Here is a 26,972-nt window from a genome sequence, read left to right as displayed (position 1 = left end):
CGGACGCCGTATGAGCGCCCGTCGCGCAGACGACATGACCGGCGCCGGACCGGCCGTCTCCGCGGAGCTGGCCGAGGCCGTGCGCGTACGACTCTCGCGGGCCGGAGCCCCGCCCACCGCGGCAGGGGTGGCCGCGGCACTTCGAGCCGAGCGTGCGGTGCTCGGAGACGCCGAGGTGCTCGCCATCGCCCGCGTCCTCAAGGCCGAGCTCATCGGAGCCGGCCCTCTTGAAACGTTGCTGTCCGAACCGGGAGTCACCGACGTGCTGGTCAACGGACCGCGCGAGGTGTGGATCGACGACGGGCAGGGGCTGCGCCGCACGCCGGTCACCTTCGCCGGCGACGACGAGGTCCGGCGGCTCGCGCAGCGCCTCGCGGCGGCGGCCGGGCGCCGCCTCGACGACGCCTGCCCGTACGTGGACGCGCGCCTGGCGGGCGGGGTGCGGCTGCACGCCGTGCTGCCTCCCATCGCGCCCGACGGCACCTGCCTGTCGCTCCGGCTGCCGTCCCGCCGCGTCTTCGCCATCGAGGATCTCGTCGCGGGGCCTGGGGCTGCCGTCCTCCGCACCCTCATGGCCGCGCGGCTCGCCTTCCTGGTGACCGGTGGGACGGGCACGGGCAAGACCACCCTGTTGTCGGCCATGCTCTCGCTCGCCGGGCCCGGGGAGCGCCTGCTCCTCGTCGAAGACTCCGCCGAGCTGCGTCCCGACCATCCCCACGTGGTGAGGCTGGAGGCCCGGCCGCCGAATCTCGAAGGGGCGGGCGGCGTGGGTCTTCGCGATCTCGTACGGCAGGCCCTGCGCATGCGCCCCGACAGGCTCGTCGTGGGTGAGGTGCGAGGAGCAGAGGTGGTCGATCTTCTGGCCGCGTTGAACACCGGTCACGAGGGCGGCTGCGGCACCTTGCACGCCAACAACGCCGCCGACGTGCCCGCCCGGCTCGAGGCCCTCGCCTGCGCGGCCGGGTTGTCCCGCGAGGCCGTCCACAGCCAGATCGCCGCCGCGCTCGACGTGGTCGTCCACCTCGTCAGGGAGCCGGGCGGCCCCCGCCGTGTCGCGGAGATCTGCATGCTGGAGCGGGAGGCGTCGGGTCTGATCGCGGCCGTCCCCGCCCTGACCTTCACCCGGGACGGGAACGGCCTCCCGGGCCCGGCCTTCGCGGCATTGAGACGGAGTTGCCCGGAGGCGTCGTGGTCGCGGTAGCGATGATCGCGGCAGGCCTCGCCGTCTGGGTGCTGGCCGGCCCCGACGCTCCCACCGCGAGGCTGACCGTGCTGGCCGGCGCGTCCCGGCCGCGCCGCCCGACCTGGCGGGTTCCGGCGATGCGTCCCCGCCCCGCGGCGAAGGCGAGGGCGTGGCGTGCCGCCTCCGTCGAGCTCTGTCACGGTCTCGTCGCCGAACTCGCCGCCGGGAGGCAGCCCGGCGAAGCCCTCGCGCGGGCGGCCATGGCGGTGCGCTTCGCGGACCGGTCAGACGACGGTGCGCTGCTTCCCGTGGCGGCAGCCGCCAGGGACGGCGGTGACGTTCCCGCCGCGCTTCTGCGCGCCGCCCCGCCCTGGGGAGGCGACGGACTCGTACGGCTCGCCGCATGCTGGCGGGTGAGCGTGACCGTGGGCGGAGACCTGGTGGCGCTCGTGCAGCGGGTGGAGGCGTCGCTGCGTGAGGAGGAGACCCACCGGCAGGACGTGGGGGCACAGCTCGCCGGGCCGAGGGCGACGGCGCGCATGCTGGCGGGCCTGCCCGTGCTGGGGGTGCTCATGGCGGCCGGCCTGGGCATGGACCCGGTGGGCTTCCTGCTGGGAGGCCCGGCGGGATTCGCCTGCCTGGTCACAGGACTTGTGCTGGACGCGGCCGGAGTGTGGTGGACACGTGCGCTCGCCGCCCGGGCGGAGGGTGTGCCTGCCCGAGGTCGAGCGTCGTGATCGCGCTCGTGGCCGCGCTCGCAGCGCTGGCGGTGTGGGCGTGGCCCGTCACCGTGCGACCGGCCGACCGGCTCCGCGCCATTTCAGGATCGGCTCGTGACCCTTCGGACGACGGCGGCGCCACCGCGCTCCCGCCCGGGCTCGTGGTCGCCGCGCCCGCGGGGGTGCTCGCCGCCCTGTTCGTGGGCGGTGTGCCCGGCGTGGTGGTGGGGGCGGTGGTCGCAGGCGGCGTGTTCGTGACGGCCGGCCGCCGGGAACCCGCCGACGCCCGCCGCCGGCGCGAGCGCATCACCGCCGACCTGCCCTTCGCCGTCGATCTCATGGCGGCCTGCCTGCGTGCCGGGCAGCCGTTGAGCGGGGCGATCGATGTGACCGCTGAGGCCGTCGCAGGCCCCCTGGGAGAGCGGCTGGCCTGGGCCGGCGCGCAGACGCGGCTCGGAGCCGATCCCGAACAGGTATGGGACGTCCTCGCAGGGGAGCCGCCGCTGGCTTCCCTTGCACGAACCATGATCAGAGCCGCGCAGAACGGCGCCCCGGTCGCCGACGTTCTGACCCGGCTGGCCGACGACGCGCGTCATGCCGCGCGGGCGCAAGCGTCGGCCGCCGCCCGCAGGGTCGGCGTGCACGTCGTGGCGCCCCTGGGCCTGTGTTTCCTGCCCGCCTTCGTCCTTCTCGGCGTGGTCCCGGTGATCGCCGGCCTCGCGGCCCAGATCCTCATGCCCTGATATGGCACCTGCGGTTCGCCCGGGAGCGAAAGGCCGCGGGCGGCCGGTGGAATTGTGGACATCCCCGTCCACAGCTGTGGACAAGCGCCATGAGAAACCCGAGAAAAGGCCTTCCTGCCTGGGGTTATCGATAATCCACAGGTTCTGCTCCTAGAGGGGCCCGTCCACAGACGATGCCGGGCGGCGGAGGGGGTGCGTGCGGACCGAGCAACCTGACGTCGGGCCGCGGCGGAGGGTCCGTCCCGGCGAGTCAGGAGGACCGATGGTCACGTGGAGAGCGGAGTCCGCCCGCTTCGGAGAGCCGGCGGCGAAGACCACGGCATCAGGCGGGCGTCGAGCCGTCCGGCGATTCCCCTCATTCGGCCGGCTTCCGAAGGCGGTCTCCGCGGCGCGCAGCCGAGTGCGGAGGGCGGTCGTGCGGTGGACGGTCATCGCGCGCACGCGGGGCGAGGCCGGCATGTCCACCGCGGAATATGCCGTCGGCACGATCGCCGCCTGCGGATTCGCCGCGCTGCTCTTCAAGATCGTCACGAGCAACGAGGTGCGGTCCATGCTCACCGCCCTGATCCAGAAGGCGCTCAAGCTGGCCGGATGAGCCATCCGCCGTCCACACGGCATCCACAGGTTTTCCACAGGCTCTCGGATCCCAGGGGTCGGGGGCTTTCCACGGGGCGTGGTAGCGCCTTCAGCCGCCCTCCGGTGGGCCTTCGCCGAGACGGCCAGGGGGCGGAGGGCGTATGAGCGCCGGGCCCCGCATGACGGAGAGGAGATCGGGACGTGCCGCGAAACTGTGCGCGTCTGATTGGGCCATGGTCCGTGACGGGCGCGGTGGTCTCATTCATGCGGCGCACCACTGCGCCGGCCCGGGACCGCGGATCGGTGACGGCCGAGGCGGCCGTGGTGCTCCCCGCTCTGGTGCTCGTTCTGGCGGCCTCGTTGTGGGCCGTGGCGATCGCCGGCATCCATCTCCAGTGCGTCGACGCGGCTCGGGCGGGTGCCCGGGCCGCGGCGCGGGGCGAGGCCGGCGGCGCCGTCCGGGTGGCGGTCGCCCGGTCGGCTCCCGCGGGTGCGGAGATCGGGGTCGTCGCCGGGGCCGAGTTCACCCGTGTCGACGTCTCGGTTCTCGTCCAGCCGGGATGGGCCCGTATGTTGCCGCCGATCAAGGTGAGCGCATCCGCCGTCTCCTCCACGGAGCCGGGGGTGCTGCCATGAACGGCGACGGCCGTGCAAGCCCAGTCGGTAGCAGCCCAAGGCGGATCGGGCGTCCCGGCGTGGGGGGCCTGCCGGGGCGGGCCTGCCGTACGGGTCGTCGGGGGCAGAGCGGCTCGGCCACGGTGTGGACGATCGCGATGATGGCGCTCGTCTGGCTCGCCGCGGTGGTCGCCGTGGATGTCGGGGTGGCGCGTGCCGCGCGGCTCCGCGCTGAGACCGCGGCCGACCTGGCCGCGCTCGCGGCGGCGGCGCACGCGCTCACCACGTCCGAGGGAGCGTGCGCACGGGCCCACGCGGTGACGACCGCCAACGGCTCGCGCGTCGATCGGTGCTCGGTCGTCGACGGCATCACCGAAGTCGCGGTCTCGCTGCGTTTCACCCTGCCGTTTTCCGGCAGTCGCACGGCCCGGGCCGTCGCGAGGGCGGGGCCGATCGGCGCGGACGAATGAACAACCCCGGACCCGAGTCAACCCGGAAACACGTGGGGTGACTATGTCGCGAAAGAATCACGACTTCTTGGACACTCCGTCCAAGAGCGGGCGATGGAATAAGGTTCCGGGTGCTCCCGATCATCGCCGAGATTCCTCGGGATCGGGCGCTCTGGTCGGCTCTCGACGGGAAGGGTGACCGTGATCACGCTTCGCAGCCTGGCCTCGGCGGCGGTGATCGTGCCGCTCGCGACCATGTCCGTGCTGGTGGCCGGCGCCACGTCGGCGAGCGCCGACGGAGGCACGATCGTCTCGCCGAAGCCCGGCGCGGTCATCTCGACATCCGGGCCGGTGACTGTCTCTGCCAAGATCCAGCTCTTGCAGCTGAGCATGGGCCTCTATGTCGAAGGTCCGTCCGTGTCCCTCCGCAGGATCGCCCAGGGCGGGCTGCTCAAGCAGCCGATCAGCGGGTCGTTCGACCCGGGTGCGGCCCCCAACGGGGTGTTCACCGTTTCGCTGCGCGGACAGATCACCAAGAAGACCTACACGACGTCGACCTTCACGCTCAGTCGGCCTCCCGCCGCCCCCACGGGTGTGGAGGCCGGGCTCAAAGGTGCGGACGTGGTGGTCACCTGGCCCAAGGGCACCGAACCCGACCTGCGCTCCTACGAGGTCTCCAGCCCGGCGGCGTCGGGATCCTTCCCGGTCGCCACGGCATGCTCAGGCTCGACCTGCCAGGCGAGTCTCGCGGTGCCGTCCCAGGCCACGGCACAGCGCGTCGGCTTCTCCGTGCGGGCCGTACGGTCGGACGGGCTTGGCGGCACGTTGACCTCGGGCGACTCGGCGGCCGCTTATGTGAGCGTCCCGGCCGCACCCCAGCCGACTCACTCGGCGACGTCGGCGAGTCCGTCCCCCTCGGAGCGGCACGCGGATCCGACGACCACCGCCGGAAGCGGCGCCACACCCCAGGCGCTGCCGCGACTGACGACGGACGGTTCGAAGACCACACTGACGTTGCCCGACATCTCGGATGACGACGCGGCCGTGCCGGAGGTCGCACCGCCTGGCTCGGCCGAGTGGACGGCTGGGGACGATCTCGGTGAGGAATCGTCGGGTTCGTTCCTCGGCGGGCCCGCCTACGGCATAGCGCTGGCGCTGGCCGGGCTCCTCGTGCTGCTGGGCTCCCGCATACGTGGCTGGATGAAGCGGCGGGAGGCTCATGGCGGCGTCGCGTTGACGCCGGTCGCGGCTCTGACGGCGGCCGGCGGATCCGGAGGGACGGCGAAAGCGGCCGTCGCGGCCCTGCCGCCGGCGAGCCCGCGCCGCCCCGCCGAGCTCGAAGCCACCACGGCGCCCGGGTCTACCCCGGGCACACCCTCCTCTGCTCCGGGAAGGACCGTCAGGGGCACGGCCAGCACGATCGCCAGGCGCCCCTCCATCGTGCTCGCCGGCTCGCCGGACCCCGATCCGGAGCGTTCCCGGACGTCCGCGCAGACAGGTGCGGCGGGCACGCCCGACGACGACGATCCCTACACCGGCCGCCGTCGCCGGTAGCCGGTCCGGGCGCGCTCAGGAGCCGAGGAGCACGCCGAGCAGACGGAGGGCTCCGGCCTTGTCGAGGGGCTCGTTGCCGTTTCCGCATTTGGGCGACTGGATGCAGGACGGGCAGCCGCGCTCGCACTCGCAGGAGGCGATCGCCTCACGGGTGGCGGTGAGCCAGTCGGCCGCCTTCGCGTAACCGCGCTCGGCGAACCCGGCGCCGCCGTCGTGGCCGTCGTACACGAAGACGGTGAGCAGGCCGGTGTCCGGATGGAGCTCGGTCGACACGCCGCCGATGTCCCATCGGTCGCACGTGGCGAACAGGGGGAGAAGGCCGATCGAGGCGTGCTCGGCCGCGTGGGCCGCGCCCCCGAGGTCGATCGGCTTGCCGTCGGTGTTCGAGAGCACCGAGGCGAGGGCCTCGTGGGGGAGCGTCCACCAGACGGCGCGGGTGCGAAGGGTCCGCGGAGGCAGGTCGAGGGGGTCCTCCCCGAGCATCTCGCCGGTATGGTGACGGCGTTTGAGGTAGGAGACGACCTGCCGGGTGACCTCCACCGAGCCGAAGTGCAGCTCGCCGGGGCCGAACGCCTGGGAACGCAGCGACTCCATGACCCGGATGTCCGTCACGTCCCGGGCGAAGGTCGAATATTCGGGCTCCGCCGCAGAAACGAGCGCGACCCCGGCGTCGAGTTCGAGCGCGTCGACCACGAACGTCTCACCCTGGTGGAGGTACACCGCACCGGTGTGCACGGTCGTGTGGGCCGACGCCTCGTCGACCGTGCCGAGAAGGCGTCCGGTGCTCGCTTCGACCACCTGGATCGGGCTCCCGCCCGAGCCGCGGATGTCGGCGAGGTCGGCGGCCCGATTTCGGCTGGTCCAAAACCACCCGGTCGTCCGCTTGCGCAGCAGCCCTCGGGCGACCAGATCGTTCAGCGCCTCCCGGGCGGACGGCCCGAAGATCTCGAGATCGGCCTCCGTGATCGGGATCTCGGAGGCCGCCGCGCACAGATGCGGCGCGAGCACGTACGGATTGTCCGGGTCGAGGACGATGGCCTCCACCGGCCGGCCGAACAAGGCCTCGGGATGGTGGACCAGGTAGGTGTCCAGAGGGTCGTCACGCGCGATCAGCACGGCCAGGGCGTCCTGGCCCGCGCGGCCCGCCCGCCCCGCCTGCTGCCAAAGGGAGGCGCGCGTGCCCGGCCACCCGGCGATGAGGACGGCGTCGAGCCCGGAGACGTCCACGCCGAGCTCCAGGGCGTTGGTCGTCGCCAGTCCGGTGATCTGCCCCGCGCGCAGCGCCTTCTCCAGCACGCGCCGGTCGTCGGCCAGGTAACCGGCCCGGTAGGCCGCCACGCGATCGGCCAGCCGATCTTCGCCTTCTTCAGGCGGGCGATCGAGGGCCTCGCCATCGCCCGAGCCGGCTTCGGGCCAGGCGCCGGACTCGATCTCCTCGAGGTTGCGCCTGGCGGCCAGGGCGACCGTCTCCGCGGCGCGTCTGGAGCGCACGAACGCCAGAGTGCGGACGTTCTCGACCACGAGGTCCGACAGGAGGTCGGCCGTCTCGGCCGTCGCCGTACGCCGGACGGGTGCGCCTCCCTCGCCCCGCAGATCGGTCAGAGGCGGTTCCCATAGGGCGAAGGTGGTCGAACCCCGAGGAGAGGCGTCCGTGGTCACCTCGGCCATCTCAAGGCCCGTCAGGCGCATTCCCGCCAATCCGGGCTCGCTGGCGGTGGCCGATGCGAGGAGGAAGACGGGACGGGAGCCGTATTTGGCGGCCACCCGGCGTAGCCGGCGGAGGATCTGCGCCACGTGTGAGCCGAAGACCCCCCGGTACCCGTGGCACTCGTCGACCACGACGAGCCGCAACCGGCGCCAGAACGACGACCAGGACCCGTGCCGCGGCAGGATCGACCGATGCAGCATGTCCGGGTTCGTCAGCACGTAGTTGGCGTGCTGGCGGACCCACTGCCGCTCATCCGCAGGAGTGTCGCCGTCGAACGTGGCAGGCCGCACCTGCGCGAGCCGCAGGCCTCGTACGGCCCTGAGCTGGTCGGCGGCCAGCGCCTTGGTCGGCGTGAGATAGAGCACGGTGCCGCCGGAGAAGATCTCCGTCACCGCCGGAAGCAGGTAGGCCAGGGATTTCCCCGAGGCGGTCCCCGTGGCGATGATCACGTTTCGGCCACGGTGGACGTGCTCCGCGGCCTCGTACTGGTGCTGCCACAGGCCGGAGATCCCGTTGTTCTCCAAGCGCGTAACGAGTAGCGGCTCCGCCCAATCGGGCCAGCGGACTTGACCTGCCTGACGTGCTGGAACATGCTCCACATGGGTGACACGCCGCTGGCGTGCGGATACGGCGAGCAGGCGGCCGAGGAGGGCGCCCGCTCGCTCCGGTGATGAGGTAAACGCAGTCACTGGTTTCCAGTTTGCCATCTGCGGGGAGAGTCGCCCGGAGTCGTGATTTCGTATAGACACGGAGTCGGAGCGTGGTTGAATGCCGCGCGTTAGGGTCATGGTCCTGGGGCCACCAGGATGCACGACCCGCATCGAGACCTACGCAAGTACGGCGCTGGAGGATCTGTGGATCTGAAGTTGGACCACCATTCCGAAGACAGTCTCACCATCGTCGATGTCGAGGGTGAGATCGATGTCTACACCGCGCCCAGGCTGCGTGAGCTGCTGATCGACCTGGTCAACAAGGGCAACTTCCACCTGCTCGTCAACATGGAGAAGGTGGACTTCCTCGACTCGACCGGCCTTGGTGTGCTGGTCGGCGGGCTCAAGCGGGTCCGGGCGCACGACGGGTCGCTGGAACTCGTCTGCACGCAGGAGCGCATTCTGAAGATCTTCCGGATCACCGGTCTGACGAAGGTCTTCGGCATCTACGCCTCGGTCGACGAGGCCAAGGAAGCCCACGGCCGAGACAAGTGACGGCCGAGGAGCAACATGGCCACCGTCGAATTGACGTTCAGCGCGTTGCCGGCCCATGTGCGTACGGCGCGGCTGGTCGCGACGGCCATCGCCCGGCGCACCGGGGTGGCTGAGGCGATCCTCGACGAGGTTCGCCTCGCCGTCGGAGAGGCGTGCTCGCGGGCAGTGGAGGCGCACCGCCTTCACTGTCCGGGTGAGCCGGTCCGCATCGAGTTACGCGACGACGCGGGCCGCTTCGAGGTCACCGTCACCGACTCCGCCCCAAGCGAGGAGCCGAAGCCGTACATCGTGGACATGGATGACATGTCTGTCCCCGATGAGATGGCGGAGCTCGGCGTGGCGGTCATCGCGGGGCTCGCCGACGACGTCGAAGTGCAGCCCGGCCCTAAGGGCATGAGGATCCGCATGAGCTGGCCCGCAGCGGGCAACGGGATCGCCGCGATCTGACCGGCAGGCGGATGCCCCACCCCCAGGGGCGGCATCGGCCTGCCTGTGTCGGCTCCGGCCATGCACGGTGATCCACCCTGCCTGCTTTCGCGTCGCGGCCACGCGTGTCGCCGAAATCCGCCGGCCACTGAATAGGCGGGCTGTGACGCATATCGGCCGGGCCGAATCCCCGGCCTATATGATCATGATTCCCTCTGCCCGGCGGCTCGCGAAGCACCCCCTCTGTGTCCGGTCCCGTGAATGGTGCTGCATGCGATTAGGGGCGGACTATTGAGGTCGACTGAAATCCTGGTTTAGGGTGTGGTGTAACAACAGCGACCCTCCTCTCGCACATCCTTACTTAGCTGGTCAAAACGACCACATAGCGGGGCAAAGCTTGTTCCATTACTGGACGCAGCCCTAATTACCGTGCGCATGGGCCTTCATATCCGTCGCATCGCTGCGTAGACTCCCCGGCACCGGCCAAGGTATTGCGGATGCAACCGGAAGCGGCACTGCCAACCACCCGGAAGTGCGCCGCAGGCCCAGGCAGTAACACCGTCAGCAGCGCCATCCGGGCAGGATCCAAACCCCGTCTGGCCGAGGAGGACGGATTTGTCTGCCTATCTAGCCGCTGACGAAGGCACATCGGTGGCTCTAAGCGGTTCTCATCTCACACTTGTGATCGTTGTCGCGGCGGTGGCCCTTTTGGCCCTCGCAGTTGCGGGCGGCCTGGTGCGGGAGGTGCTCGCCGCAGGTCAGGGCACCGAGCGCATGCAGAACATCGCGCGAGCCGTACAACAGGGCGCAGCCGCATATCTCACGCGGCAGTTCCGCACCCTGGCTGTGTTCGTCGTCATCATTCCTTTCCTGCTGTTCCTGTTGCCCGCTGATTCGACCGGGGTGGCCGTCGGCCGCTCGGTCTTCTTCGTGATCGGCGCGGTTTTCTCCGCGCTGACCGGATTCATCGGCATGTGGCTGGCCGTACGCGGAAACGTGCGCGTGGCGGCGGCGGCCCGCGAGTCCGGTGAGAAGGTCGCGATGCGGATCGCGTTTCGCACCGGCGGCGTGGCCGGCATGTTCACCGTCGGTCTCGGCCTCCTCGGAGCCGCGATCGTGGTGATCGTCTACAAGAGCGACGCCCCGAGCGTGCTCGAGGGCTTTGGCTTCGGCGCCGCGCTGCTCGCTATGTTCATGCGTGTCGGCGGCGGCATCTTCACCAAGGCGGCCGACGTCGGCGCCGACCTCGTCGGCAAGGTCGAGCAGGGCATCCCCGAGGACGACCCGCGCAACGCGGCCACCATCGCCGACAACGTGGGCGACAACGTCGGCGACTGCGCCGGCATGGCGGCCGACCTGTTCGAGTCGTACGCCGTCATGCTCGTGGCGAGCCTGATCCTCGGCAAGGCCGCCTTCGGCACCGAGGGCCTGGTCTTCCCGCTGATCGTCCCGATGATCGGCGTCATCACCGCCATCATCGGCATCTTCACGACCGCGCCCCGCAGCGGCGACCGGTCGGGGATGGCGGCGATCAACCGCGGCTTCTTCATCTCGGCGGCGATCTCGGCCGTCCTCGTGGCTGTCGCGGCGTTCCTGTACCTGCCGTCGAGCTTCTCCGAGCTGAGCGGGGTCAGCCCCGCGATCGCCGGGCTCAGCTCCGACCCGCGCCTGATCGCCATCGGGGCGGTGCTGATCGGCCTCGTGCTGGCCAGCGCGATCCAGATCCTCACGGGCTACTTCACCGAGACCAACCGCCGTCCCGTGCGGGAGATCGGCGAGAGCTCGCGCACCGGCGCGGCCACCGTGATCCTGTCCGGCATCTCCGTCGGCCTGGAGTCCGCGGTCTACTCGGCGCTGCTGATCGGCGGCGCGGTCTACGGGGCGTTCCTGCTCGGCTTCGGCAACGTGACCGTGGCCCTGTTCGCCGTCGCCCTGGCGGGCACCGGCCTGTTGACCACCGTCGGCGTCATCGTGTCCATGGACACCTTCGGGCCGGTCTCCGACAACGCGCAGGGCATCGCCGAGATGTCCGGCGACGTGGAGGGCGAGGGCGCCCGGGTGCTCACCTCCCTCGACGCGGTCGGCAACACCACCAAGGCCATCACCAAGGGCATCGCGATCGCGACGGCCGTATTGGCCGCGACCGCGCTGTTCGGCTCGTTCCGCACGGCGGTCGAGGGGCAGTTGGCGACGGCCGGCCAGGGCGTCAAGGACGCGCTGGGCTCGTTTGCGAACTTCAACCTGTCGATCGACTCGCCCAACGTCCTCGTCGGTCTGATCATCGGCGCGGCGGTGGTCTTCCTGTTCTCCGGCCTGGCAATCAGCGCCGTCGGACGGGCGGCCGAGCGGGTTGTCTTCGAGGTCCGCGAGCAGTTCCGCACCAAGCCGGGGATCATGGAAGGCACGGAGCTGCCCGAATACGGCCGCGTGGTCGACATCTGCACCCGTGACTCGCTGCGTGAGCTGGCCACGCCCGGCCTGCTCGCCGTGCTCACCCCGATCGCCGTCGGTTTCGCCTTCGGGTACGCGCCGCTCGGCGCCTACCTCGCGGGCGCGATCGCGGCCGGCACGCTGATGGCGGTGTTCCTGGCCAACTCCGGCGGCGCCTGGGACAACGCCAAGAAGCTGGTCGAGGACGGTCACCACGGAGGCAAGGGTTCCGCCTCCCACGAGGCGACGATCATCGGTGACACGGTGGGCGACCCGTTCAAGGACACCGCCGGCCCGGCGATCAACCCGCTGATCAAGGTGATGAACCTGGTCGCGCTGCTGATCGCTCCGGCAGTCGTCACCTACGCCGACAATGCGGCCGTCCGCATCGGCGCGACCGTGGTCGCCGTCGCGGTCGTCGTGGGCGCGGTCGTCGTGTCGAAGCGGAGGACGGTCGTCGCTCCCGCCGCGGACGACAACGACCACGAGAAGCAGGCTCCGCAGCCCGTCGGAAGCTGAGTCGTCCGGCGTCCGGATCTGTGACGAGAGGGTCCCCCACGACCATGGGGGGCCCTCTCTCCATACACTGGGCTCTTATGGACGAACCCTCTGGAGGCCGAGGGCTGGCGATGGTCCTGCTGGCCATGCTGGCGATGTTCGCGGTGATCGTCGGCCTGGCGATGTGGGCGGCCGGATGACGCACCCGGGCCCGCTGTCGAAGGTGACCACGTGAAGACGTTGATCGTGCTGAGGCATGCCAAGGCCGAGCACATCGCCGGCCTGGCCGATCGGGAACGCCCGCTCACCGCGCGGGGGGAGCGCAACGCCCGAGAGGCCGGCGACCTCATCAGGCCCCTCGGCCCCGAACTCGTCGTCTCCTCGCCCTCGGTCCGCACCCGCCGTACGGCCGAGCTGCTCGGCCTCGACGCGCCCATCGAATTCGAGCGGGACATCTACGAGGCCTACCCCGACGAGTTGCTCGCACTGCTTCGCCGTACCGAGGCGGAGGTCGGGACGCTCGTGCTCGTGGGGCACAACCCGGGTGCCCACGAGCTCGTCGTGAGCCTCACAGGTACGGATGACGATCGTTTCTCCCCGGGCTCGTTCGCGGTGATCGAGCTGGCGGCGACCTGGGAAGACGTGGCGCCGGGTACGGGGCGCCTGGTTCGCATGCACCATCCCTGATCCGCCGGGGGCCGACCTGCCTATACCGCTCGCGAACATCGTCCGGGCGCTGAGGCCCGCGGATCTGCGCCTCGCGCTTGGATTCGCGTTGACCGGGGCCGTCGCGCTGGTGATCCCCCTGTCCGTCGGCGTCGTCACGGGACACCCGTCCGGCGGTGCGGCGGTCGGGCTCGGTGCGTGGCTGGTGGCCAGCCGGGCCATCCTCGATCCCGCCGGGGTGAGCAGGCCGTTCATGCTCGGCGTCGTGGCGTCCCTGGCGGTGGGGACCGCGCTCGGCATCTTCGTCTCGGGTGAGAGCTGGCTGATCGTGCCCGCGGCCTCGGCGCTCGGCGGGCTCGGCGTGCTGGTGCGGCCCATCGGCATCACGCCCGCGCTCACCCTGCTGCTCACCGCGGCCAATCCGCTGCCCCTCGATCCTCCCCAGCACACGGGTCTCCAGGTGCTCGGCGGGTTGCTGGCCGCCGTGCTCCTCACCCTGCCCTGGCCGTGGCGGCGGACCCGGCCGCTGGCGGTGACGTTGTCGCGGGCGGCCGAGGCGCTGGCCGACCTGGTGGAGGCCGGAGCCGATCCCGGGCACGACCCCGGCGACTGGGAGGCCCTCAGGAACAAGGCGGGCGACGCGCTGGACAACGCCCAGGTGATGTGCTCCCGCCACCGGTGGCAACGCCGGTCGCGGGCGGGCGAGCAGGTGGTCTCCACGCTCCGGCGGGTGTTCTACGAGGTGGTGGCCTTGCACGGCCTGGCGGACGCGCTCCGTGAACGGGCCCCGGCCGCCGGGGAGCGGGCCGGGCTCCGCGAGCTGGCCGCCTCGGTCGCGCTGGCCTTGCGCTCGTTCATCGGCGAAGAGCCTGTGCCCGATCCACTCCCTGCCTTCGAGGCACGAGTGAACGAGTTGCGGGCCGACCGCCCCCACGGGGAGCGGGAGCTACTGGTTCTGGTGCTCCTGCGGCAGATCGGGCACTGCGCCGAGCGGATCAGGCGTGCTCTCACGGACAACCGGCAGGCCGCCCACCGGTTGCATTCGACCCGTTATGAGCTGCCGGCCCTGCCCGTGCGGCCGGTGGTGCCTCCAGGCTTCCGCTCGTCGCTCGCCTTCGACAACCCCCGGGTCAGGCACGCGCTGCGCGTCCTGCTCGGTACGGCCTTCGCCTCCACGATCATCGAGGTCTTCCACCCGCCACACCCCCACTGGCTGGTCATCGCCGTCCTGGTGACGTTGCAGCCGACCTACGGCGAGACCCGGGCCCGGATGTGGGCGAGGATCGGCGGGAGCACGGCCGGCGGGCTCGTCACGGCGGGCATCCTGCACTTCGCGCCCGGCCAGGCGTGGCTGGTGCTGCTCATCGGGGTGTCCGCGGCGCTCGCCTTCGGGATGGCGTCGGTCCATCAGGCCTACTGGTCGACGTTCATGACCATGTGCGTCCTGCTGCTGATCGACTTCCAGCTGCCCGGAGGCACCGCCGTCGTGGAGTCGCGTATCGTGCTGACCATCGTCGGCGGGCTCATCGCCATCGCCTGCACACGCCTGCTGTGGCCCCGCGGGGAGACCGTACGGCTCGCCGACCGGGTCGCCCACATGTTGTCCACCCATGCCGAGGCGGCCCGCGCGCTGGCCGGGATGACCCGGGGGAAGACGCCCGCGGACAAGGCCGAGCTGAAGATCACCAAGGCCGAGCTGGCCGCGGACGCGGTGGCCCAGGCGCTGACCTACATCGCCCATGAGCCGGGTGGCACCGCGCCCGGCGCCGCCCAGAAGGCCGTGGAGGCGGCTCAGCGGGTGCGTGACGACCTCATGTCCCTCACTGCGGTCTCGCGGGGGGAGGCCGTGCCCGCGCTCCCCGAGCCCGGCGTCCCAGATTCCGGCGTCCACGAGCCCGCCGCCCGAGCGCCCGCCGGCACCGGCCACGTGCCTGACGTGCTCGACGCGGTCGCGAAGCGGCTGACATACGCCGCGGAAGCCGTACAGACGGGGGAGCCGTTCGCGCCCAGGGGAGACGTGGACCGCGAGCTGGCCGTGGTGTCCGCATCGGTGGGATGCCTCGCCGAGCGCCGCCTGGCCGAGCTGGACGCCGACCCGAGCGACACGCGTACGGAGGTCCGCCGGGCCCTGCTGCGCACGACGGCGCTGGACCAGGCCCTTCGGTCCCTGGGCCCGGACACACTCGAACTGTGCGACGCCGCCGCCTCCGCGTTCGCGACCCCCGAACCCGAGGCCGTGATGGCCTGAGCCTGGACGGGCTCAGTCCCAGCGGGAGACGACGCCGTCCTCGGCGTCGGCGGCCTCCACCTCATCGCGGGAGATCCCGAGGAGGTAGAGGATCGAGTCGAGGTAGGGCACGTTGAGCGCGGTGTCGGCGGCCTGCCGTACGACGGGTTTGGCGTTGAACGCGATGCCGAGCCCGGCGGTCGCGAGCATGTCGAGGTCGTTGGCTCCGTCGCCGACCGCCACCGTCTGGCTGAGCGGGATGCCCGACTCGGCCGCGAAGCGCTCCAGCGCGCGGGCCTTGCCGGGCCGGTCGACGATCTCGCCGACCACGCGGCCGGTGAGCCTGCCGTCCACCACCTCCAGGGTGTTGGCGGCCGAGTAGTCGATGCCGAGGTCGGCGACCAGGGCATCGGTGATCTGGGTGAAGCCGCCGCTGACGATGGCGAAGCGGTAGTCGAGCCGCTTGAGCGTGCGTACGAGCGTGCGCGCGCCCGGGGTGAGCACGACCTCCTTGACGACCTTCGTGAAGACCTCGTCCGGCAGCCCCTCCAGGAGGGCCACCCGCCTCGTCAGCGACTCGGCGAAGTCGAGCTCGCCCTGCATGGCCTGCTCGGTGACCCGGGCGACCTCGTCGAGGCAACCGGCGTGCCGGGCGAGTAGCTCGATGACCTCGCCCTGGATCAGCGTGGAGTCGACGTCCATGACGACCAGCCGCTTGGCCCTGCGGTGCAGACCGCTGCGCTGCACGGCCACGTCGACCTTCTGCAGGGCCGCCTCGGCCGCCAGGTCCGCGCGCATGGCCCGCGGGTCGGCCCCGGAGACCGCCATCTCGATGCACGTGACCGGGTAGCTCGACAACCGCTCGATGCGGTCGATGTTGGCGCCGCTGGCCGCGACCCGGCCCGCGATGCCGGCCATCGCGGCGGGCAGGAGGGGGGCGCCGAGCACGGTGACGTGCAGCCGGCCGCGCCGCCGCTTCTCCTGGGACGCCGTGCCGGTCGCGATCTCCAGGTCCATGTCGAGATCGGACGCGATCTGCTCGACGGCCGTCCACAGGCCGCCGATCGTGCCGCCGGTGCCGGTGGGCGGGCCCCCGGCGTAGGCGACCAGGACGCCGAGTGTCAGGCGCCCACGGATGACGACCTGCTCCACGTCCGCGACGGTCACGGGGAACCCGGCCAGGACGGTGAACAACCGTGAGGTGACGCCTGGGCGATCCGGACCGGTCAGCGTGATCAGGAGCGTGCGCTGGTTCACGTTGTTTGAGGTTACTGGGCGGAGGCCGTGGCTCGTGCACGAGGTTCACCATGCGGACGCCTGACTGCCGCCGGTGTGAGGGATCACGGTCATTTCGTCATGTCGTCATGGTGGCGGAGACATTTGAGGAAGGGACGCCCCCCATGACGATCTCCCTTGACACTGGTCGTTACACCGTCGGGTTCGCCGAGAGCGCCGCCGACGTCAGAGCCGCCCAGCGACTGCGGTACGAGGTGTTCGCCCAGGAGATGGGCGCGCATCTCGACTCACCGGTGTCGGGCCTGGACGTGGACCGGTTCGACGCGTACTGCGATCACCTGCTCGTCCGCGAGGGTGACACGGTCGTGGGCACCTACCGTCTCCTCCCGCCGGGCCGTACGGACCGGCTGTACTCCGACTCCGAGTTCGATCTCGGCGCTCTGGCGGGCGTCCGGGACAACCTCGTCGAGGTGGGGCGCACCTGCGTGCATCCGGACCACCGGGCGGGCGCGGTCATGGGCCTCATGTGGGCCGGCATCGCCAACTACATGGTGAGCGGCGGGTACGGCTGGCTGGCCGGCTGCTGCTCGGTCTCGCTCGACGACGGCGGCGCCGTCGCCGGCGGAGTGCTCGGCCGGGTGGACTTCGGGCCCGAGGAGTATCGCGTCACCCCGCACAACCCGTGGAAGGACACCGGAGCCCCGCTGCCCGAACGGTTCGTGCTCCCCGCACTGCTGCGCGGCTACCTGCGCCTCGGCTCCTGGATCTGCGGGGCCCCGGCCCACGACCCCGATTTCCGCAGCGCGGACTTCTTCGTCCTGCTGTCGATGGCCAACCTCGACACCCGCTACTTGCGGCACTTCCTGGGAGACATGTTGTGAGCACCATCGTCCACCTCCCCGTAACCACCTCGCCGTGGTTCCCGGTCTCCCCGTGCGCGCCGGAGGATTGCCTGGACGAGCCTCTCGAGGTGGCCGGCCCGTTGCGGCGGGCGGCGCGGATCCTGGGCGCGCTGGCCGTCGTCGTCGTGGGCGTCCCGATGGCCCTCGCGGCCCGTCTGGCCGGTACGGCACAGCGCACGAGGTTCACCATGCTCTGGTCGAGGATGCTGGTCAGGGCACTGGGGATCAGGATCGAGGCCCGCAGGGGCTTCGCGTTCGTGGGCGGGTCGCTGGAGGCGCGTGCCGTGCCCGAGGGGGAGGGCGGCGCGCTGCTCGTCGGCAACCACATCTCCTGGCTCGACCCTCTGCTGATGGCCGCCATCACGCCCTGCAGGCTGCTGTCGAAGATCGAGATCAGCCGGTGGCCGGTGATCCGCACCCTGGCGGCGGGCGGGAACGTGCTGTTCATCGACAGGAACCGCCTGTCGGCCCTCCCGGAGGCGATCGACGCCGTCGCCGCCGCCCTGCGCGACGGGGACACCGTGGTCGCCTTCCCCGAGGGCACCACGTGGTGCGGGCGTGAGATGGGGACGTTCCGCCCCGCGGTGTTCCAGGCGGCCATCGACGCGGGCGTGCCCGTCCGGCCGATGGCGCTGCGGTTCCGGCAGGGCGAGGTGCCGTCGACCGGGCCGTGCTACGTCGGCGACGACGCGCTGATCGCGTCCATCATGCGGGTCATCGCCATCAAGGACCTGGTCGCCGAGGTCACCTTCTTCCCCGGGGTGCAGGTGCCCCGCGGCGGAGACCCGCGCCACGCCCGCAAGACCCTCGCGAGGATCGCCGAGGCGCAGGTGCGCGCGGGCGTCGTCGAGACGCACAGGGAGGCGGTCGCCGCCTGAGGCGGATCAGATGATCAGGTGCGTGTCTCCGAACTCGTGCCACAGGTACCGCTCGCCCAGGGCGGCCTCGTAGGAGCGTGACAGCAGCGGCTCGCCCGCGATCGCGGACAACATCATCAGGTGGCTGGAGCGCGGCTCGTGCAGCCCGGTGACCAGCCCGTCGACGACTCGAACACCCCCCGCCGGGGTGACGATGTGAGAGGTCCAGCCTTCGGCCTCGCGGACGTCCCCGCCCAGGGCGGCCGTCTCCAGGGCCCGCACGACGGTCGTGCCGACGGCGACGACGCGCCCTCCGGCCTCACGGGTCAGACGCACCAGGTCCGCCGTGCTCCGGGAGACCGAGAACCACTCGGGGTAGGGCGGCTCGTCCTTTTCAGGGGAGGCCACGCCCGTGTGGAGGGTGACGGGCGCGATCGTGACGCCGAGGGAGACGAGCTCGGTGACCAGGCCGGTCGTGAACGGGCGGCCCGCGCTGGGCATCTCGGCGCTGCCGTCCCGCACGCCGAAGACGGTCTGGTAGGCCGTCAGCGGCCAGTCCCGCCCGACGTAGGAGTAGCGGATCGGGACGCCGTGCTCGCGCAGGTAGGCCGGCACGTCGCGGTCGAGGACGGCCCGCCACAACCGGGGCGTGTGCTGTCCGGACAGCCGGAGCGTGGCCCCGCCCGGCAGCGGCAGCCACTCGCCGGCTGCGCCCCCGGTGTACGGCTTCGTGCCGTCGCCCGTCTGGCGCCGCAACTCGACCAGCCATTCCCCGGACGGCAGGCGCCCCGAGAAGTGCACCGCCAGCCGGTCCAGCCGTACGGCGGCGGCCATCGTGGCCGAGTTGTTGACCACGAGCAGGTCGCCGGGGGACAGGAGGGACGGCAGTTCCGTGAATCGGTGGTGGGTGATCTCGCCGGTGTCGCGGTGGGAGACCAGCAGCCGCACCTCGTCGCGGGCGAGGCCGCGCGCCTCCGGGGGCTCCTGCGCCTCAAGATCGTGCGGCAGCACGAAGTTGGACACGTCGGGTGGCAGTGTGAAGCCGGACAGGCCGTGCGCGAGCTCGGTGCTCATCGGAGGGCTCCCGTCGCCGCGTCGAGCGCGTCCCGGGTGAACCGGCCGCTGCCGGGCCGGAGCGTGACGAGGCGGGCGAGCGCTGAGGCCACGACGTCGGGAGACGGGGCCGAGGCGGCCTCCTGAGGGCCGACCGCGTCGGCGAGCATGCAGGTGTTCATCTCGCCGGGGTCGACCCACCAGACGGCGACCTCGGGCTCCTCGGCGGCCAGCACGTGGGAGATCTGGTCGAGTGCCGCCTTGGCCGCGCCGTACCCTCCCCAGCCCTCGTACGCCTCGACGGCGGCGTCGGAGGAGATGTTGAGCACGGCGCCCCGGCGTCTGCGCAGGGCGGGCAGGGTCGCCTGGGTCAGCGCGAGCGGGGCGATCGTGTTGGTCTCGAACAACTCGCGCAGCCCGTCCAGCGGGTAGTGCGCGAGCGCGGGCAGCGGGGCCGGCCCCAGCCCTCCGGCGTTGTTGACGAGCAGATCGAGCTCGGGGGCGGCCTGGGCGAGCCTGGCCACGTGGGCGGGGTCGGCGACGTCGCCCACAACCGCTTCGGCGCCGAGGTCGAAGGCGGCCGACATCAGGTCCTCCTCGTGCCTTGCGGTGAGGAGCAGGGACCATCCGTCGGCGGCGAGGGCCTTGGCCAGGGCCAGCCCGAGTCCCCGCGAAGCTCCGGTGATGAGTGCCTGTTTCATGCCCTCACGCTAGAAACGGCGCACGGCCCGCACATCGGGCTGCGGTCGGGCGGCGCCCTGGGCAGTTCGCCCTAGGACCGGCGACCGAGGGCGCGTGCGGGGCCCAGCGCTTAGGGTGTGAGGCGTGCCGGAGGGAACCAGCGAGATCGACGACGTTGCCGGCCGGGACGCGGTGCTCCACGCGGTCAGCTCGGCCGTGCTGGCCGTCACCCGCCACCTGTCGGTCCGCGAGGTGCTCCAGGTCATCGTGCGGTCGGCGGCCTGCCTGCTCGACGCCCGTTACGCCGCCCTGGGCGTGCCCGACGATCAGGGCGCGTTCGCCGAGTTCGTCGCCGAGGGCATCAGCGACGCGCAGTGGGAGGCGATCGGGCCGACCCCGAGACAGCACGGCATGCTCGGCGCGATGCTCCGCGAGGGCGCGCCGGTGCGGCTTCCCGACATCCGCAGGGACTCCCGGTTCGAGTGGTGGCCGCGGGCCCACCCGGTGCTCAAGGACTTCCTGGGCGTGCCCATCCGCGACGGCGACCAGGTGCTCGGGATCGTCTTCCTGTCCAACAAGAGGACGCCGGGCGGTTTCACCGAGGCCGACCAGGAACTGCTGACGATGTTCGCGGCCCACGCCGCCATCGCGATCACCAACGCCCGGCTCTACGAGCGGAGCCGCGAGCTGACGGTCGTCGAGGAGCGCACCCGGGTGGCCCGCGAGCTCCACGACGCGGTCAGCCAGAAACTGTTCTCGCTACGCCTGACGGCCGGGGCCGCCGCCTCCCTGATGCGGTCGGATCCGGAACGCGCGGCCGCCGAGATCGAACGCGTCGAACGGCTGGCGGGGGAGGCCCTCGCCGAGCTGCGCGCGGTGATCGTGGAGCTGCGCCCGGCCGATCTGGACCGGCACGGCCTGGTCGAGACCCTGCGCAAGCACGCCGACACGCTCGACCGCCTGCATCCCGCCTCCGTCACGTTCGCCTTCGACGGTCCACCGCCCGGCGACCTGCCGCCCTCGACCGAGGTCGCCGTGCTGCGGGTCGCGCAGGAGGCGATCCACAACGCCCTGAGGCACGCCGAGCCCACCGTGATCGCGGTGACCCTCCGGCACGACCCGCGGAGGCTGGTGCTCGAGGTGGCCGACGACGGCTGCGGCTTCGACGAGGCGGGCGTGCACGGTCTGGGCCTGCCCTCCATGACCGACAGGGCGGAGACCGCCGGAGGCTCGCTCACGGTGGTCTCGAAGCCCGGCCGGGGCACGACGATCCGTCTCGAGGTGCCGCTGTGATCCGCGTGCTGATCGCCGACGACCACCCCGTCGTACGGCAGGGCCTGCGTACGTTCCTGGACGTGCAGGACGACCTCACCGTGGTGGGAGAGGCGGGCGACGGCGCCGAGGCGGTCGCCATGGCCGAGTCGCTGTGTCCCGACGTGCTGCTGCTCGACCTCAAGATGCCTGTGCTCGACGGCCTCGGGGCGCTCGGGCGCCTCGGCGGCCTCGCCGTACGAGTGATCGTCCTGACGTCGGTGAGCGACCCCGTCGACGTGGCCCCGGCGATGCGGGCCGGGGCGGCGGGCTTCCTCTACAAGGACGTCGACCCCGTGGCTCTGGTGCAGGCGATCCGCGCGGTCCACGGCGGGCAGGTCCTGCTGGCCCCCGAGGCGGCGGAGGCCATGATCACCACGGGGGCCCCGCCGGCGGGACCCCCGGCCGCGACGGCCCTGACCGAGCGCGAGCTGGAGGTGCTGCGCCTGATCGCCGCGGGCAAGTCCAACAAGGAGATCGCCCGTGAGCTGCTCGTGGCCGAGAAGACCGTGAAGACCCACGTGTCCAACGTGCTGATGAAGCTCGGCGTTCAGGACCGCACGCAGGCCGCCCTGTTCGCCGTCAGGAACGGTCTGGACTGACGTCCGTCAGGTCTATGGCCGGCTGGGCTCGACGATGGCGTGATGGGCGGCCACACGGGCCCGCCGCACGGCCCGGTCCAGCTCGCGCAGGGCCTCGCTGCGCGCCGCGAGCTGCCCGGACGTCAGGCCGCGCTCGTCGGCCACGCGCAGGGCGGCGGCGAGCCGGGCGGCGAGGGCGCCGACGCGGTGGGCCCGTCCGGGGTAGCCGGGCGCGAGGGTGTCGCCCGGGGCATCGAGCGCGGGGAAGCCCTGCGCGGGACCGCTCACGCCGAGCAGCGCCTCGGTGGCCGACCGCATCGCGCCGGCCAGCTCCTGCTCGGCCTCGGCCAGCGAAGGAAGGCCGGGAACGGCTGCCGACGCCTCGTACGCGCTCCAGCGCACGCCCGAATAGGAAGACCCTCTGCGGTCGTCGGCCGGCACGAGGCCGACGCACGCGTCCGCGAGCACGGCGATCGCCGCCTCGCCGGCGTCTACGGCCGCGCCGTTGAAGACGGGCGGACCGGTCAGCCCCAGAGGGTCGCCGGGTACGGGCAGGGCCAGTCGGAGGGAGCGGAGACCCTCGATCCGCTTGTCCATGAGAAAGGCGCGGAGAGTGACCTCATCCGCACCCGTTGCCACCACCTGGGGGCCCGCCGCCCGCTCGACGCGGTCCACGGCCTCGTCCAGGCCCACGTGGCCGGTCAGCCAGGCGTTGCCCCACGAAACCAGGGTGGCGGAGATCGGTGAATCGATGCGCACCCGATCCACGATAAGTGTTCGGGCCTGTCATAGTTGGTGGAGCATTCGCGGGAGGGGGTCCACATGGGCGGTCAGGTGCTTCGGTTTCAGGACGTGTCCGTACGGAGGGACGGCGCCGCCCTGCTGCGCGGGATCGACTGGAGCGTGCGCGAAGACGAACGCTGGGTGATCATCGGTCCCAACGGTGCGGGGAAGACCACCCTCCTGCAGGTGGCGGGCGCCCTGCTCTATCCGACCGAGGGCTCGGTGGACGTCCTCGGCGAGCGTCTCGGCCAGGTGGACGTCTTCGAACTGCGCACCCGGATCGGCCTGGCCAGCGCGGCGCTCGCCGAGCGGGTGCCGCCGGACGAGAAGGTCATCGACCTCGTGCTCACCGCCTCCTACGCGATCCTCGGCCGGTGGACCGAGGAGTACGACTCCCACGACGTCACCCGCGCGGTCGAGCTCATCGACCAGCTCGGCTGCGCCCACCTGATCCGCCGGCGCTTCTCGACCCTGTCGGAGGGCGAGCGCAAGCGTGTGCAGATCGCCAGGGCCCTGATGCCCGACCCCGAGTTACTGCTTCTCGACGAGCCTGCCGCGGGGCTCGACGTGGCCGGCAGGGAAGACCTGGTACGCCGGCTCGGCGGGCTGGCACGTGATTCCAAGGCCCCCTCGATGGTGCTGGTCACCCACCACGTCGAGGAGATCCCCGCCGGATTCACCCACGCGATGCTGCTGCGCCACGGGTCCGCGGTCGCCCAGGGCCCCATCGAGTCCGTCATGACCGCCGACAACCTGTCGCGCACCTTCGGGGTTCCCCTGGCGCTCGACCGGAGCATGGACGGACGCTGGTACGCCCGGCCGTACTGACAATGCGCGCTTAAAGCGCACGTAAAGCGGAAACCGCATATTCTCCAGTCAGGGATTCACAGACTGGAGTGCCGAATGGGCCAGCTCATCCTCGCCGTCGTCCTCGTGGTCTTCATCGGAGTCGTGCTGGCCCGGGCGATCAGGATCGTTCCCCAGGCGACCGCGTGCATCGTCGAGCGTTTCGGCCGTTACCACCGCACCCTCCAGGCGGGCCTCACGGCCGTGATCCCCTTCATCGACCGGATCAAGGTGGAGGTCGACCTGCGGGAACAGGTCGTCACGTTCCCGCCGCAGCCGGTAATCACCTCCGACAACCTGGTCGTGTCGATCGACACGGTCATCTACTTCCAGGTGACCGACCCCAAGGCGGCCACGTACGAGATCGCGAGCTTCATCGTCGCCGTCGAGCAGCTCACCGTGACGACCCTGCGCAACGTCGTCGGCGGAATGGACCTGGAGCGCACGCTGACCTCCCGCGAGGAGATCAACAACGAGCTGCGGGGCGTGCTCGACGAGGCCACCGGCAAGTGGGGCATCCGGGTCAACCGGGTGGAGCTCAAGGCCATCGACCCGCCCGCCTCCATCCAGGACTCGATGGAGAAGCAGATGCGGGCCGACCGCGACAAGCGTGCCGCCATCCTCGCCGCCGAGGGCCAGAAGCAGTCCGCCATCCTCACCGCCCAGGGCCAGCGCGAGGCCGCGGTGCTCAAGGCCAAAGGCGACGCGGAGGCGGTCGTGCTGCGGGCCCAGGCGGACGCCGAGGCGCAGGCGATGCGGGCCAAGGGCCAGGCCGATGCGATCGCGATGGTCTTCAAGGCCATTCACGAGGGCAAACCCGACCAGCGGTTACTCGCCTACCAGTACCTCCAGACCCTCCCCGAGATCGCCAAGGGCGACGCCAACAAGCTGTGGATCGTCCCCTCTGAGATGAACAAGGTCCTGGAGAACCTCGGCGGGCTCTTCTCTCCTTCCAAGGACCAGGCGCGCACCGACCAGAACGGTTCCACCGGCTGAGGGGGGCGCTCGCGATCTCGTACGGCCCGCCGCCTACCATCTGGCGTTAGCCGTACGAGGGAGTAGCGCTTTTGACGCCGTTGGACGCCGCCGCCGTTTTCGGGGCCGGTATAGCAGCCGGTGCGATCAACGCGGTGGTGGGATCGGGGTCGTTGATCACCTTTCCGACGCTTCTGGCCGTGGGCATTCCGCCCGTGGTGGCCAACGTCTCCAACAACATCGGGCTGGTGCCCGGAGGCGTCACCGGTGCGCTGGGCTACAGGGCCGAGCTGCAAGGCCAGCGCCATCGGCTGCTGCGGCTGGGCAGCGCCTCCGTGCTCGGCTCGGTGACCGGCGGCCTGCTGCTCCTGTGGCTTCCCGAGCAGGCGTTCCAGGTGATCGTGACCGTGCTGATCGTGATCGCCTGCGTCCTGGTGCTCCTCCAGCCGAAGCTCGGCGGGTGGCTGACCGGGCGGCGGGGCCACCCCAGCGGGGGGTTGTGGTTGTGGGTCGGGGTGCTCGCGGCGGGCGTCTACGGGGGCTATTTCGGCGCCGCGCAGGGGATCGTGCTGATCGGCCTGCTCGGGATCTTCCTCGACGACCACCTGCAACGCATCAACGCCGCCAAGAACGTGCTCTCCCTCGCGGTCAACTCGACCGCCGCCGTGTTGTTCATCGCGGTGGCGCACGTCGACTGGCTGGTCGTGGTGATGGTGGCGGTGGGTTCTGCGGCCGGAGGCTTCTTCGGGGCCCGCGTGGGGCGCAGACTGCCGCCCGTCGTTCTGCGGGTGTTCATCGTCTGCGTTGGGGTCGCCGCCATAGTGAAACTACTGGCATAAAAGGGTATCTATGCCCTTATGAAGGGCGACCGGGTGGAGATCGTCATCGATGCGGGGGGCACCCCGCGCACCTACGAGGTAGCGGCGACGCGGGCGGGTCGTCGCGTCGAGATCAGCACGGGCCGGGGCATCGTCGAGGTGAGCGAGGTGACCAGGACGGGCACGCCTGTCCGCACCGCGCGGTTCATGTCCGCGAGAATCCTCGCCTTGGTGGAGCATCCGGCGGACGGTCCCAAACCGGACGAGGTCTGACGCCCCCCGGGCTCAGTCGGCAGGGTCCAGCCGGTGGGGTTCAGTCGGCGGGCCTGACCTGGACGACGCCGTCGTGCCGTAAACGGGTCCGGAAGGCGGGCTGACGCGAGGTCGCCGGGCCGTGCACGACCGAGCCGTCTCCGATGCGGAAGACGCTGTTGTGCCAGGGGCACACGATGCAGGGCTCGCCGTTCTCGATGGTGACCCGGCCCTGATGAAGCGGCCCGGCCAGGTGGGAGCAGCCGTCCGCCAGGACGCTCACGCCGTCGCCGAGGCGCAGAACGAACAGTTCGATGTAGCCGAGCCGCCGCCGCACCGGGCGCCCGTTGGGCAGGTCCTTGAGCGCGCACAGATCGTGCCAGCCGAGTGGGACGAGGTGGCTGACCGACTCGGCGTGGTTGGCCCCCGCGGCCTGGCGGTACGCCATGTGGCCGCCCAGGTAGGCCCCGGCGGACACCGCGCCCAGCCCGGCGAAGGCGAGGGCGCGCCCGGCCCGTTCGCGCCCGCGCAGGCGCATGAGCAGCGAGCCGCCGTAGCAACCGGTCGCCGTGAGGTTCATGATCGCGTGCACGAAGCCGACCCGCTGCTGCTCCCGGTGCAACGCCGACCAGTCGGCGAGCCCCGCGGTGGCCGTGGGAAGCGCCGTGCCGAGGCCGGCCGCGACCAGGGTGCGCGACGCCCGCGGATCCGCCCGGGTCAGGTCGAGTACGGCTGTCGCGATCCAGCATCCCGCGCTCACCATCGCCAGCGCCGGATGCAGGGGATGGCCGAGAGGCACGCCGTGAAGCACATCACGCAGCCTGCTGGGCCCCAACCTGCGGCGCACCGCCTTGGCCAGCGCGGCGATGGGCCGGTCGAGGGTCGTGGTGCGCTCCAGCCCCTCGAGGAGGTTCGGCGATGGGACAATTCGAGGCAGCAGACCCGTCCGTCGTGGCCTGGTCGTCTTCTCCATCTTTCTCCCCCTTAACACCGACCCCGTACCCGCCCGTCACGGGCGTGAACATGGGCAGGCTCAGGGTTCGATGTGGCCGCGTGCCACCGAGGTCGCCACCAGCCGGGCCGCGTATTCCCCCAGGGCGGGCGAGCCCTCCTCGATGATCCGGACCTTCTCCATCACCTGCCGCCCGGTCACCTTGTTCAGCGCCCACGACCCGCCCTCGTTGTGGTGGTTGGCCACGATGGGCGCGAGCCGGTCGAGCGCCTTGGCGAAGCGCGCCTCGGGCGTCACCCGCTCCTCGAACTCGTCCCAGAGTGCCCTGAGCTGTTTGGCCTGGTCAGGGGGGAGCATTCCGAAGATCCGATCGGCGGCCGCCTGCTCGCGCGCCGCCTGCTCCTCCACGGCCACCCGGTTGTAGATGTAGGTGTCGCCGGCATCGATCTCCACGATGTCGTGCACGAGCAGCATCGCGACGACCTTGTCGAGATCGGTCCCCTCCGGAGCGTGCTCGGCCATGGTCATCGCCATCATGGCGAGGTGCCAGGAGTGCTCGGCGTCGTTCTCACGGCGGGATCCGTCGATCAGAGTGTTCCGGCGGATGATGCGCTTGAGCTTGTCGATCTCCATGGCGAAGGTGATCTGAGCTTGCAGCCGTTCATGGAGAGCGATTGTCACGGTCGGAAGCCTAACGCCCTGTGATCACCGCTCGCCCGCTTCTCC

At 71.3% G+C, this 26,972-nt stretch carries 27 protein-coding genes; 20 read left to right on the top strand and 7 right to left on the bottom strand.

Annotated features, from left to right (window positions below):
- Window positions 1–10 precede the first annotated feature (10 nt).
- The 7 genes from Pth03_RS10330 (at window position 11) to Pth03_RS10300 (ending at window position 5,839) form a co-directional block, all read left to right on the top strand.
- On the top strand, window positions 11–1,201 hold the full coding sequence (locus tag Pth03_RS10330) for a TadA family conjugal transfer-associated ATPase (protein WP_239118904.1): 1,191 nt from the start codon (window positions 11–13) through the stop codon (window positions 1,199–1,201).
- Window positions 1,189–1,920, top strand: a complete 732-nt coding sequence (locus tag Pth03_RS10325) for a type II secretion system F family protein (RefSeq protein ID WP_203943934.1) — start codon at window positions 1,189–1,191, stop codon at window positions 1,918–1,920. Before Pth03_RS10330 ends, Pth03_RS10325 begins: the two co-directional genes overlap by 13 nt.
- Window positions 1,917–2,645, top strand: coding sequence for a type II secretion system F family protein (locus Pth03_RS10320; protein ID WP_239118903.1), 729 nt, complete (start codon window positions 1,917–1,919; stop codon window positions 2,643–2,645). The genes Pth03_RS10325 and Pth03_RS10320 overlap by 4 nt, the downstream gene beginning before the upstream one ends.
- Before the next feature lie 262 nt (window positions 2,646–2,907).
- The gene (locus Pth03_RS42355) at window positions 2,908–3,240 is read left to right on the top strand and encodes a DUF4244 domain-containing protein (protein WP_203943933.1); all 333 of its coding nucleotides are present in this window, start codon (window positions 2,908–2,910) and stop codon (window positions 3,238–3,240) included.
- 245 nt (window positions 3,241–3,485) lie between these two features.
- Complete coding sequence (locus Pth03_RS10310) at window positions 3,486–3,857, top strand: TadE family type IV pilus minor pilin (protein WP_203943932.1); 372 nt, start codon at window positions 3,486–3,488, stop codon at window positions 3,855–3,857.
- A gap of 59 nt (window positions 3,858–3,916) precedes the next feature.
- Window positions 3,917–4,306 carry an Rv3654c family TadE-like protein gene (locus Pth03_RS10305; RefSeq protein WP_239118902.1) on the top strand — a complete coding sequence of 130 codons (390 nt, stop codon included), beginning with the start codon at window positions 3,917–3,919 and terminating at the stop codon, window positions 4,304–4,306.
- A gap of 180 nt (window positions 4,307–4,486) precedes the next feature.
- On the top strand, window positions 4,487–5,839 hold the full coding sequence (locus tag Pth03_RS10300; RefSeq protein ID WP_203943930.1) for a hypothetical protein: 1,353 nt from the start codon (window positions 4,487–4,489) through the stop codon (window positions 5,837–5,839).
- A 15-nt stretch (window positions 5,840–5,854) separates the two neighbouring features.
- Here the strand turns inward: Pth03_RS10300 and Pth03_RS10295 are convergent, their stop codons facing one another.
- The gene (locus tag Pth03_RS10295) at window positions 5,855–8,071 is read right to left on the bottom strand and encodes a DEAD/DEAH box helicase (RefSeq protein ID WP_239118901.1); all 2,217 of its coding nucleotides are present in this window, start codon (window positions 8,069–8,071) and stop codon (window positions 5,855–5,857) included.
- Between the two features lie 330 nt (window positions 8,072–8,401).
- Here Pth03_RS10295 and Pth03_RS10290 point away from each other — a divergent pair, with 330 nt between their 5' ends.
- From Pth03_RS10290 to Pth03_RS10270, 5 genes are all read left to right on the top strand, one after another.
- Window positions 8,402–8,752 carry an STAS domain-containing protein gene (locus Pth03_RS10290; RefSeq protein ID WP_203943928.1) on the top strand — a complete coding sequence of 117 codons (351 nt, stop codon included), beginning with the start codon at window positions 8,402–8,404 and terminating at the stop codon, window positions 8,750–8,752.
- A gap of 15 nt (window positions 8,753–8,767) precedes the next feature.
- Complete coding sequence (locus tag Pth03_RS10285) at window positions 8,768–9,199, top strand: ATP-binding protein (protein WP_203943927.1); 432 nt, start codon at window positions 8,768–8,770, stop codon at window positions 9,197–9,199.
- A gap of 663 nt (window positions 9,200–9,862) precedes the next feature.
- Window positions 9,863–12,127 carry a sodium-translocating pyrophosphatase gene (locus Pth03_RS10280; protein ID WP_373318522.1) on the top strand — a complete coding sequence of 755 codons (2,265 nt, stop codon included), beginning with the start codon at window positions 9,863–9,865 and terminating at the stop codon, window positions 12,125–12,127.
- Window positions 12,128–12,337: 210 nt separating this feature from the next.
- Complete coding sequence (locus Pth03_RS10275) at window positions 12,338–12,793, top strand: SixA phosphatase family protein (protein WP_239118900.1); 456 nt, start codon at window positions 12,338–12,340, stop codon at window positions 12,791–12,793.
- Between the two features lie 88 nt (window positions 12,794–12,881).
- The gene (locus Pth03_RS10270) at window positions 12,882–15,020 is read left to right on the top strand and encodes an FUSC family protein (protein ID WP_203943925.1); all 2,139 of its coding nucleotides are present in this window, start codon (window positions 12,882–12,884) and stop codon (window positions 15,018–15,020) included.
- Between the two features lie 12 nt (window positions 15,021–15,032).
- On the opposite strand, the gene serB is transcribed toward Pth03_RS10270, so the two are convergent.
- The gene (gene serB / locus Pth03_RS10265; RefSeq protein ID WP_203943924.1) at window positions 15,033–16,256 is read right to left on the bottom strand and encodes a phosphoserine phosphatase SerB; all 1,224 of its coding nucleotides are present in this window, start codon (window positions 16,254–16,256) and stop codon (window positions 15,033–15,035) included.
- A gap of 143 nt (window positions 16,257–16,399) precedes the next feature.
- On the opposite strand from serB, the gene Pth03_RS10260 reads away from it, so the two are divergent.
- Entirely contained in the window at window positions 16,400–17,116 is a 717-nt protein-coding gene (locus Pth03_RS10260; RefSeq protein ID WP_239118899.1) for a GNAT family N-acetyltransferase, read from the top strand.
- Window positions 17,113–18,015 (top strand): lysophospholipid acyltransferase family protein, encoded by a 903-nt coding sequence (locus tag Pth03_RS10255; RefSeq protein WP_203943922.1) that lies wholly within the window; start codon window positions 17,113–17,115, stop codon window positions 18,013–18,015. Before Pth03_RS10260 ends, Pth03_RS10255 begins: the two co-directional genes overlap by 4 nt.
- Window positions 18,016–18,021: 6 nt before the next feature.
- Here Pth03_RS10255 and Pth03_RS10250 read toward each other — a convergent pair whose 3' ends face one another.
- Together Pth03_RS10250 and Pth03_RS10245 are read right to left on the bottom strand one after the other, a co-directional pair.
- Window positions 18,022–19,068 carry an S-adenosylmethionine:tRNA ribosyltransferase-isomerase gene (locus tag Pth03_RS10250; RefSeq protein ID WP_203943921.1) on the bottom strand — a complete coding sequence of 349 codons (1,047 nt, stop codon included), beginning with the start codon at window positions 19,066–19,068 and terminating at the stop codon, window positions 18,022–18,024.
- Window positions 19,065–19,748 (bottom strand): SDR family NAD(P)-dependent oxidoreductase, encoded by a 684-nt coding sequence (locus tag Pth03_RS10245; RefSeq protein WP_203943920.1) that lies wholly within the window; start codon window positions 19,746–19,748, stop codon window positions 19,065–19,067. The genes Pth03_RS10250 and Pth03_RS10245 overlap by 4 nt, the downstream gene beginning before the upstream one ends.
- Window positions 19,749–19,872: 124 nt before the next feature.
- Here Pth03_RS10245 and Pth03_RS10240 point away from each other — a divergent pair, with 124 nt between their 5' ends.
- Both Pth03_RS10240 and Pth03_RS10235 read left to right on the top strand, forming a co-directional pair.
- Complete coding sequence (locus Pth03_RS10240; protein ID WP_239118898.1) at window positions 19,873–21,021, top strand: GAF domain-containing sensor histidine kinase; 1,149 nt, start codon at window positions 19,873–19,875, stop codon at window positions 21,019–21,021.
- Window positions 21,018–21,641 carry a response regulator gene (locus tag Pth03_RS10235; RefSeq protein ID WP_275413069.1) on the top strand — a complete coding sequence of 208 codons (624 nt, stop codon included), beginning with the start codon at window positions 21,018–21,020 and terminating at the stop codon, window positions 21,639–21,641. Before Pth03_RS10240 ends, Pth03_RS10235 begins: the two co-directional genes overlap by 4 nt.
- Before the next feature lie 12 nt (window positions 21,642–21,653).
- Here the strand turns inward: Pth03_RS10235 and Pth03_RS10230 are convergent, their stop codons facing one another.
- Window positions 21,654–22,379, bottom strand: coding sequence for an Rv1486c family protein (locus tag Pth03_RS10230; RefSeq protein WP_239118897.1), 726 nt, complete (start codon window positions 22,377–22,379; stop codon window positions 21,654–21,656).
- Window positions 22,380–22,442: 63 nt separating this feature from the next.
- Here Pth03_RS10230 and Pth03_RS10225 point away from each other — a divergent pair, with 63 nt between their 5' ends.
- From Pth03_RS10225 to Pth03_RS10210, 4 genes are all read left to right on the top strand, one after another.
- Complete coding sequence (locus tag Pth03_RS10225; RefSeq protein ID WP_203943919.1) at window positions 22,443–23,231, top strand: ABC transporter ATP-binding protein; 789 nt, start codon at window positions 22,443–22,445, stop codon at window positions 23,229–23,231.
- Between the two features lie 75 nt (window positions 23,232–23,306).
- Window positions 23,307–24,245: an SPFH domain-containing protein gene (locus tag Pth03_RS10220; protein WP_203943918.1), complete on the top strand. Its 939-nt coding sequence runs from the start codon at window positions 23,307–23,309 to the stop codon at window positions 24,243–24,245.
- Window positions 24,246–24,316: 71 nt separating this feature from the next.
- Window positions 24,317–25,063: a sulfite exporter TauE/SafE family protein gene (locus tag Pth03_RS10215; protein WP_203943917.1), complete on the top strand. Its 747-nt coding sequence runs from the start codon at window positions 24,317–24,319 to the stop codon at window positions 25,061–25,063.
- Between the two features lie 18 nt (window positions 25,064–25,081).
- Window positions 25,082–25,315 (top strand): DUF8836 family protein, encoded by a 234-nt coding sequence (locus Pth03_RS10210; protein WP_203943916.1) that lies wholly within the window; start codon window positions 25,082–25,084, stop codon window positions 25,313–25,315.
- A 40-nt stretch (window positions 25,316–25,355) separates the two neighbouring features.
- On the opposite strand, the gene Pth03_RS10205 is transcribed toward Pth03_RS10210, so the two are convergent.
- Window positions 25,356–26,267, bottom strand: a complete 912-nt coding sequence (locus tag Pth03_RS10205; RefSeq protein WP_203943915.1) for a Rieske (2Fe-2S) protein — start codon at window positions 26,265–26,267, stop codon at window positions 25,356–25,358.
- A gap of 60 nt (window positions 26,268–26,327) precedes the next feature.
- A complete protein-coding gene (locus Pth03_RS10200; RefSeq protein ID WP_203944014.1) occupies window positions 26,328–26,879 on the bottom strand; it encodes an HD domain-containing protein in 552 nt (183 codons plus the stop codon).
- Between the last annotated feature and the right edge of the window lie 93 nt (window positions 26,880–26,972).

Origin of the sequence: Planotetraspora thailandica (assembly GCF_016863335.1) — a bacterium.
Taxonomy (GTDB): domain Bacteria; phylum Actinomycetota; class Actinomycetes; order Streptosporangiales; family Streptosporangiaceae; genus Planotetraspora; species Planotetraspora thailandica.
This window is presented reverse-complemented; position numbering and strand designations above follow the sequence as displayed.